Source organism: Lewinellaceae bacterium (assembly GCA_020636135.1).
Lineage (GTDB): Bacteria > Bacteroidota > Bacteroidia > Chitinophagales > Saprospiraceae > JAGQXC01.
The window spans coordinates 933,020-942,708 of the sequence record JACJYK010000002.1 but is presented as its reverse complement, the minus strand read 5'-3'; the positions used below and the strand labels follow the sequence as shown (position 1 = coordinate 942,708).

The following is a 9,689-nucleotide window of genomic DNA, read 5'->3' as shown; positions in this document are numbered from 1 at the left end:
GATTTTTATGTGACTGTTTGTCAAAAAATAAAACAAAAAGGATTCAAATTAATTATAGGTTGTCAAGCAGCTTTCGTTGATTCTGTTTTTGGAGAACCAAAACTGACCAGCGATATTGAAAAACACTACTTCAATCCAGACAATAATATTTTCACGAATGATTCTCTCGAAATCACTCGATTTAAACTGGAAAAATTACAAATGATGCAGACCATCATAGACTCCTTGCAACCTGACTACCTGACATTGGAAATGGAGCCACAGACACAAGAATACAATCTATATAATCTAATTGACTATAGTGTTGACAGCACCATTTCGCTTGTCAATTATTTTATCACAAATCTAAATACTGGTGCGACATTGCTCGGTGCCGGTGCCGGAACATGGGATGACTATAACTTTTTTGAAAAAATTGCTACTCTAACAAATGTTGACTACATAGATTATCATATATATCCACCTCACTTCAATTATATAAATGATATTGCATTTCGAATTGATTCTATTGCAGACGCCAACAACAAGAAACTGGTGATTGGGGAGTCATGGTGTTATAAAGCAACAAATAGTGAGATGACCAACATCAATCAACCTGTGGCAACCAGTCAACTAATTTACTCGAGAGACGTATTCGATTATTGGGTTTCAATTGATACTCTTTTCGTTAAGGCAATGGTAAATTTATCACAACAATCCAAAATAGAGTTAGTACAATTTCATTGGCCAAATGTAATGTTTGGACAATTAACCTATGATTCCGCTACACATTACTCAATGCCGCCTGGACAAATTCTAAATCTTGGAGCACAGACTGGTTACCAAAATATGTTTCAATTTCATCTTTCGCCTATTGGTCTTTATACAAGTGAAGGAATTGACAGTATTTGTTTAACAACAGGAATTGATGAGAACACATTTACTCCAATAATTTTTATATACCCAAATCCTGCACAAAATACCATTAACATTGAAACTTCTGAGTCTATAAAAATGATTTCAATAATTGATATGACTGGCAAAATAATTTTGCGCGAAAGTAATTCCAATCAGTTACATCTCCCAGACTTACAAAATGGTTTGTACTTAATAAAAATTGAAACAGAGTATGGTTATTTAACACGAAAAATAATAATTGAAAAATAAGTGCAGCCGCTAACAATGTATATAGCAAATAGGCGAAATAGTAGTAAATTCAACGGTTGTAGCCCGCTTCAACTTCATCTCGGTTTGATAGGTTTGAAGTCCGCAATCGCCTACTTGCCATATACTCACCGTTGTAACCAATTTGACATCACCAGTAACATTTACCGACTTAAATCGTCATACATCTAATTTACCAGCCTAAATATGATGAAAAACAGATACTACTATATAGACTTCCTAAGAGTTATTGCAATTTTAATGATGTTCATATTTCATGTAAACATGATTTTTGTAGTGGAAAATGACTGGCATATTAAAGACGTTTCATCAAGCAATGTTTTAATGGAACTAAACTATTGGATGTCCGCATTTAGAATGCCTTTGTTATTTCTTGTTTCAGGTTTTGTTTCTGCCATACTTCTTGAAAAAATGAATCAAAGACATTTTTTTTATCAACGATTTAAAAGACTAATTATCCCAACTGTGATATGGACGTTTTTGTTGGTTGCACCTCAAATCTATTTTGAACGAAAATTACAAGGAATAGATTTCAATTATCTCGAATTTTATCAAACTTTTTTAGAGTTCAAGTGGTATCCAAATGGTAATTTTCATTGGTTACATCTTTGGTTTATCCCTTATTTATTCTGCTATAATATTTTATCAATACCATTATCAGTATATCTCAGTAAAAAGAATGTACGAAATAAACTTGACTTTTTTTTTAATAAAGATTACTCAATAATTCCAATTATTTTTTTAGCTATAATCCCTTATACTTTTTTAGCAACTCGATTTGAAACTACGCACGATTTGATTAACGATTGGGCAAGACATTCGTTCTTTATATTTTTTGTTTTTATTGGAGTATTAATGTATAAATTCCCAATTATTCTTGAGCAAATTGAGCGAAAAAGACGGTTCTACTTAAGAACTGCTTTTTTACTAATTCTTTTCATCAATATAATTAGGTGGAATGGTTGGGAACCATTCGATTTATGGGATAATTGGATAACAAAACCTCAAACCTACATTTTCATTGCTCTAATAAATTTAAATGCTTGGGCATGGGTGTTAACTAGTTTAGGATATGGTAAAAAATATTTAAATAAAAAAAGTAATTTATTAGCCTATTGTAATCAGGCTGTCTATCCGTTCTATATTCTTCATCAGACCATTATTGTTGTTATTGGCTTTTATGTTGTTCAAACACCAGATAATACAGCGTTTAAATATGTATTTTTACTTTTAGTTTGTTTTTCAATCTGTGTACTTATATATCATCTATTTATTCGACCGAATAATACAATGAGATTTTTATTTGGAATGAAAAAAACAAAAAAAACTGGTTACAACACGCAATATAGCAAAAAGCGGTAAAGTGCTTAATTGGAGGGGGGTAGCCCGTTTCAATTTTGTCACGGTTTAATAGTGAATCGCTCGTAATCCGCTTCATGCCATATTGCCAACGTTAGGTGCAATTTCTTATTCTCTCCTTTAGTTTTTTAACTTTGTCATTTCCTTAAAAAAAGAAAAGCCCTTTATCTGATACTTTCGGAGCGAGAGATGATGATTCTTCTCTGCTTTCTTTACGCAAAAATAGTTTAGTTACTTATGGCTTACAGTTTTCGATAGCGTTTGCTTTTGGTGGTTTCTAAAAGTTTGTACCAAACAGTTTGCACTATTTTTCCTATTGGTAAGCTAACCAACTTTTTTTACGCTCTGTTGCTCCTGTGGTATTGCTGCTATGCTCGTAGTTTTTCCCTCTTTCGGGCTGACCTTTAAGCTGCTTTTCTGCTACACTCGTACGCGTTACTTAGTTACTTTTTCCCCTTCGGATTTTGAGGCGTTGGCTTTAAAATAAAAGCACCTAACATTCAATATATTGCATTTTTTTGTTGCTAACTGTTCTGCTTTTTGCGGCTTAGGTGGTTTGCTCCATTCATTTTGTAGGTGCGTACTTGTTGGTGGCAAATTTCAACTTTGCTTGTAGGGATTTTTAAGTTTTATTTTTACTTATTTCCTTCTCTGCTAAATGGGGTTTTTACAAAATTTCATTACTTTGGTAGTCTTAAACAACTAAAAACGCAACATATTGTGGCGTTAGCGGCAACACATATTAAACCTTAAGCATTATTTGTAGTCAAATGACAAATCATTAAATCAAGACATATGAAGCAGATTATTACTTTCTTCGGAATTGTTTTCCTACTATGTTCTTCGCAAGTTAAAGCACAAGTGCCACCACAATGGGACACGGCAAAAGTTGAACTAACATTTAAACTCAATCAGATAAACAACGAAATTCTGAACCGTTGGGACAACCACCTCTATTGTACAGACTTTGCAGGAAATTTAATGCTTGCAAACAGCAATAGAGGTTACGCGTTATTTACACCTGATACTGCTTTCCCTTATCCTATACCCGTTTATCAAAATGCACTTTATGCCAAAATTGACACTATGTTAATGGCATTTGACACTTTAGGATATAAAGCTGTTGATGTGACACTCCAATATCCAATGCTAGTTGACTCCTTTACAAACTCACAATACTACCTAGATTTTTATGTGACTGTTTGTCAAAAAATAAAACAAAAAGGATTCAAATTAATTATAGGTTGTCAAGCAGCTTTCGTTGATTCTGTTTTTGGAGAACCAAAACTGACCAGCGATATTGAAAAACACTACTTCAATCCAGACAATAATATTTTCACGAATGATTCTCTCGAAATCGCCCGATTTAAACTGGAAAAATTACAAATGATGCAGACCATTATAGACTCCTTGCAACCTGACTACCTGACATTGGAAATGGAGCCACAGACACAAGAATACAATCTATATAATCTAATTGACTATAGTGTTGACAGCACCATTTCGCTTGTCAATTATTTTATCACAAATCTAAATACCGGTGCGACATTGCTCGGTGCCGGTGCCGGAACATGGGACGATTATAACTTTTTTGAAAAAATTGCTACGCTAACAAATGTTGACTACATTGATTATCACATATATCCGCCTCACTTCAATTATATAAATGATATTGCTTTTAAAATAGATTCCGTAGCAGATGCTAACAATAAAAAACTGGTGATTGGGGAGTCATGGTGTTATAAAGCAACAAATAGTGAGATGACCAACATCAATCAACCTGTGGCAACCAGTCAACTGATTTACTCGAGAGACGTATTCGATTATTGGGTTTCAATTGATACTCTTTTCGTTAAGGCAATGGTAAATTTATCACAACAATCCAAAATAGAGTTAGTACAATTTCATTGGCCAAATGTAATGTTTGGACAGTTAACATATGATTTTCTAACTCACTTTTCAATGCCGTCTGGACAAATTCTAAATCTTGGAGCGCAGACTGGTTACCAAAATATGTTTCAATTTAATCTTTCGCCTATTGGTATTTATACAAGTGAAGCAATTGACAATATTTGTTTAACAACAGGAATTGATGAGAACACATTTACTCCGAAAATTTTTATATACCCAAATCCTGCACAAAATACCATTAACATTGAAACTTCTGAATCCATAAAAGCGATTTCAATAATTGATATGACAGGGAAAATAATTTTGCGAAAAAGTAATTCCAATCAAGTACATCTGCCAGACCTACAAAATGGTTTGTACTTAATAAAAATTGAAACAGGGACTGGCTATTTAACACGTAAATTAATAATTGAAAAATAAGTGCAGCCGCTAACATTGTATAAGAGCAATAGCGGGTGAAGTACTGAAATTGAAAGTAGTGCATTTAATAAACTTTTGTGGTAGCGGACAGGGAATCGCCTTGAAATCCGCTACTGCTCTTATACTCAACGTTAGGCGTAATGCTAAAATCCTTGCTCCCAAGTACATCCTATTAAGAAAAATTTGTTTAAAAGTTTATTTGCAAACCGCAAGAATTTAGATTAATTTTGTTGCTTATAATCAACACAAGAAAGGTGATAAACAAAGGTATCATAAACGACATTTTAAAAACTCAAGACATTGACATTATTGAGAAACACCTTGTTTATTCATTCATTCAAAGCAACAATCTTGACTTTGAAAAAAGTCCAATTATAAAAGAATTACTTAATGATTTTGAACCTCATGCAGATGTTTATCTAAAACTATCTGCATTGGAAATAAGTGATTTAAAACAGTTAGAGAATTACTTAGAATTGTTAATTCCAAAAACCGACAGAAAAGTAAATGGTGCATTTTTTACACCAACATATATTGTAGATTATATAATTAGTGAAGTTGCCCCAAAAGAAGAAGATAAATGCCTAGACCCAAGCTGTGGTTGCGGAGCATTTTTAATTGGAATTGCGGAATATTATCAAAAGAATTACAGAAAGTCGATAAAAAAAACAATCAAAGAAAATATTTTCGGCTCTGACATACTTGACTACAATATAAATCGCTCGAAAACAATTTTAAGTTTATTGGGACTTCAAAATAACGAAGTAATTGAAGAATCTGATTTTAATTTATTTAACCAAGATAGTTTAAAAGCAAATTGGACAAATAAATATGAAATTGTTGTTGGAAATCCGCCATATGTAAAATACCAAGATTTGAGCGATGAAAACCGACAATATTTGGCTAATAAATGGCAAACGATTGAATATGGAACATTCAATTTATATTTTGCTTTTTTTGAGTTAGGATACAAACTATTAGCATCTAACGGGAAACTTGGTTATATAACTCCTAACAATTATTTCACCTCTTTAGCTGGGTTATCACTTCGCCAATATTTCCTAAAGACAAAGTGTTTAACTAGAATTGTTGATTTTAGGCACAAAAAAGTATTTGATGCCCAAACATACACTGCAATCACATTTGCTAGTAAAAAGGAGAATGAGTCAGTTCTGTTTGATAAAATTGGAGATAATCAAACTTGTCAAGAATTTTTAAAGACGGCAAATGGTTCTCCAAACTATTTGAAACAGCTAAATGTAAAAAAGTGGCGGTTGCTTAAAACTGCCGAACAGGACAATATTCGGATAATTGAGAATATTGGGACTCCAATTAAGAATTTATTTAATATCGCTGTTGGAATTGCTACTCTGAAAGATGAAATTTTCTTTGTTGATTCTTCAAATGAAGAAAATGGTTATTTAATTAAAAATACTGAAAAAGGTACTTTTTATATCGAGAGGGAAATTACAAAACCTGTATATAAAATTTCTCAATTCAAAAACCAAAATGATATTGAGCGAAATACGTTGAGAATAATTACACCTTATTTTACTGACTTAAAAAATGCAACTCCAATTTCCGAAGAAGAATTTCAAATCAAATATCCCAAGTGTTATGAGTATCTTCTTTCAGAAAAGGAAACGTTGGAAACAAGAGATAAAGGGAAAAGTAATTATTCACCATTTTATGTTTGGGGCAGAACACAAGGAATTACAAGATTCGGTAAAAAAATACTTAATCCAACTTTTAGCAAACATCCACGATTTCTGTTTGTGCCGGAAGAAGATGCTTATTATACCAATGGTTACGGAATTTATTTTGACAAGGATAATTCAAAATCAATGTCTTTATTTGATGATGATACACACGAAATATCAAAAGAAGAAAACATTTTGGTTGCACAAAAAATACTCAACTCAATAGTAATGGACTATTATATTAGTAAAACCAGTGTTTCTATTCAGGGTGGTTTTCCTTGCTATCAAAAAAACTTCATTGAAAAATTTACAATCCCTGATTTTTCAAAAGAAGAAATTGAATTGCTAAGAAATTTAAAAAATAGAGAAGAAATAGATGAACTTTTAATTCGGAAATATCAATTAAACTTGCCAGTACCAAATCTTGTAGAATAAATATTTAGTAAATCTGAAATAAATGTATCAAATTCTAAACCATTAAGCGTTGCAGTAGAACCATTTGGAAGCAAATTATCAGCAATTAATTCAGCCGTAGTTTTATATATCTTCACAGGTGTTTGACTGAAATCAGCTAAAATAAGACACAGCCTTTCATATTTATAGCCCTCATCAGAAGCAATATTTCTATTGTTTATTGATGAATATGTATTAATTACTGTCTCAATAGATTCAGCTGTTGTTTTACTATTTTTTTTCTTCTTGGTTTTAATAATTGGCTCATAAACTGGATTATTCTTTTTTACTTCATTCATTTTTAAGCCAGTAATTGGTAAAATAAATAGTTCACCTAAAACCATATTCGGACATCTCATATGTAAATTAAGTGTTTCTGCAAAAGCCCTCTCTGCTATCGTATCAACATTATTTCCAATACTACTCATTTGGCTTCTAATATTAACCACCAGAGAATTTTCCGTATAATTTTTACCAAATACATCAATATTTCCAGTCATCATACCAATTGTAATATTTTCGGGTGTCTCTTTGCCAATATAAGCTGATGGCACAGCCGAAATATCTTGCTTCTTAGCTTTTATAAATCCAGTAAACTTCAATTCTCCCTCAGAACTATATTGTGGTGGAAAAATTAAATCAGGTCGTACACCATTTCTAATAAGTTCGGATTTTACAACTTCGTGGAATAGCAAAATATGTTTACTTGAAGTTGTTAAACTTTGTTTACCCTTATCGCCCGCAATTTCAACAGCTCTTTTAAAAGCAAATCTAAAATTATCACATGCAACTTGAAGTATGTTTAATGGAGTCGCATTTCTAATATTTTGGTCAATCGTATCTTTGACTTGCTGAAGCTGAACTTCTTCTGCGTTTGTAAGTATTTTACTTTTAGTCATTAAAATCTATCACTATAAGATTCAAGAATTGAATCGGTAAAACTTTCCCACGATAATTCCTCTATACTGGCATCGGAATTTCTTTCTAGCAAACCATCATCATACAGCTCTTGGTTTGTACTATAAATTTTTGCAGGTGATTGTTGAAAATCTACAAGGAGCAAACAAACTCTTTCATATTTGTAATCTTCTCTTTTGTAGTCTGGTCGTCCATTTATTGCTTGGAATGACTTAATGTATTTTTCAACAGCCCCAATTCGGTCAATAAAGTCAATTTCATTATTATCCATTACCGAGGCATCATACTCTTTTACCGGAATCATATAGACTTCACCTAAAACCATTTTTGGGCATCTTACGTGCAGGTTCTGAGCTTCGGCAATAGTCCTTTCATAAAGAGTATCGAAATTTTTTGCCAAGGAACTCATTTGACTTCTAACATTGATAGAAATTGTCCTTTCCGTATAATCTTTACCGTAATAGTCAGTTGCCTCTCGTAGGATACCTTCTGTCATTATTTCTTCTTCAGGCACATGCCCTTCCGGGGAAACAGATACATCTTGATACTTTTGTTTAATAAAACCTGCTAGTTTTAATTCGGGTGTAGTTTCGCCGAGTGGTGGGTGTATTCTTGCAGGTGAAATTCCTTTTCGAATTAAATCTGCCTTTACTGCTTCGTGAATGTTATTAATCGGTCTTGATGACCTAATCATTGCCTCTTTGGCTTTTATTCCACCTTCGAGAATTGAAGTCTCAATTAATTCTTTAAAATTATCAACTGCCCGTTGAATTGTTATCAAATTTGCCATTATTAAAAAATTCCTTTAGGGTAACACCAAGTGCAGTTGATACTTTTTCAATATTTACAATGGAAATATTTCTTTGACCGTTTTCAACACTTGCAATATAACTTCTATCTAAATCAGCAGAATATGCTAAATCCTTTTGAGACATATTTTTCTGTTCTCTAAGTTCTTTAATTCTTATACCGATTTTAGATTTTACATCCATATTGCAAAGATTTATAAATGTAGACTATAAGCCAAAGACTATAAGTAACACTCACGACTATTTTTGAATAATTTGATTTATCTTAGATGATTAAAAAAAAGCACATACGCCTAACAATCTGTATATGTCATAGCCGGTTTTGTGGGTAAATGTAGGTTCTTCACCCGCATCCACTTCATCTCGGTTTGACAGGAAAGTAGCCCGCAATCGGCTACGCCACATACAGGTGACCGTTAGCATGCATACTTGCACCTTGAACTCTGGACACTGAATGAACTAAAATCAAATAAATCAATACGTAGCAGAATAGAGGTCATTAACCCATCATGAATCTATTTTATCAAATTGAAAATCAGAAATTGAAATGATTTCCTTGCAGTTAACCGTCATCCTCTTTTCCCAAATGACACTGGAATTGTGGGGCGTATTATGAACGCGCTGTTCAGGCTGCAGTGGTATGGGTGGTTCATAGCATCCACGAGACAAACATTCTAACTGAAATCAAAAGATATTACAGGATGCTCCGATCACGTCCAAAGGGTATAACAAAACACAAACATACAACCTAGCCCCATGAACCTGGCTGTGGTAGATTCCGGTGGTGGTCCTGGGCATATTGGCAATGCAATCAAAAAAATACAGTACATTGAGAAACACTATAACATGATACGACATGCTAACAACGACTAGGACGCCATCCCTCCGTTCCGCCAATAGGCATTCAATAAAGAAAGACGTTGCTTCGATCAAAACGCATTACCAATATCAAAAG

General features: G+C 33.0%; 7 protein-coding genes. 4 read left to right on the top strand and 3 right to left on the bottom strand.

Annotated features, from left to right (window positions below):
- From H6570_19175 to H6570_19160, 4 genes are all read left to right on the top strand, one after another.
- Positions 1-1,146 (top strand): T9SS type A sorting domain-containing protein (locus H6570_19175; GenBank protein ID MCB9321410.1); only part of this gene is annotated, 1,146 nt, incomplete at its 5' end.
- 204 nt (positions 1,147-1,350) lie between these two features.
- Positions 1,351-2,526, top strand: a complete 1,176-nt coding sequence (locus H6570_19170) for an acyltransferase family protein (protein MCB9321409.1) — start codon at positions 1,351-1,353, stop codon at positions 2,524-2,526.
- Positions 2,527-3,318: 792 nt separating this feature from the next.
- Positions 3,319-4,854, top strand: a complete 1,536-nt coding sequence (locus tag H6570_19165; GenBank protein MCB9321408.1) for a T9SS type A sorting domain-containing protein — start codon at positions 3,319-3,321, stop codon at positions 4,852-4,854.
- 254 nt (positions 4,855-5,108) lie between these two features.
- Positions 5,109-6,989, top strand: coding sequence for an SAM-dependent DNA methyltransferase (locus tag H6570_19160; GenBank protein MCB9321407.1), 1,881 nt, complete (start codon positions 5,109-5,111; stop codon positions 6,987-6,989).
- On the opposite strand, the gene H6570_19155 is transcribed toward H6570_19160, so the two are convergent.
- Genes H6570_19155 through H6570_19145 form a run of 3 tightly spaced genes read right to left on the bottom strand, consistent with a single transcriptional unit; the run spans position 6,953 to position 8,917 of the window.
- Positions 6,953-7,906: a hypothetical protein gene (locus H6570_19155; protein MCB9321406.1), complete on the bottom strand. Its 954-nt coding sequence runs from the start codon at positions 7,904-7,906 to the stop codon at positions 6,953-6,955. The genes H6570_19160 and H6570_19155 overlap by 37 nt on opposite strands.
- Positions 7,906-8,715, bottom strand: coding sequence for a restriction endonuclease (locus H6570_19150; GenBank protein MCB9321405.1), 810 nt, complete (start codon positions 8,713-8,715; stop codon positions 7,906-7,908). Before H6570_19150 ends, H6570_19155 begins: the two co-directional genes overlap by 1 nt.
- A complete protein-coding gene (locus H6570_19145) occupies positions 8,681-8,917 on the bottom strand; it encodes a helix-turn-helix transcriptional regulator (protein ID MCB9321404.1) in 237 nt (78 codons plus the stop codon). Before H6570_19145 ends, H6570_19150 begins: the two co-directional genes overlap by 35 nt.
- Positions 8,918-9,689: the final 772 nt, after the last annotated feature.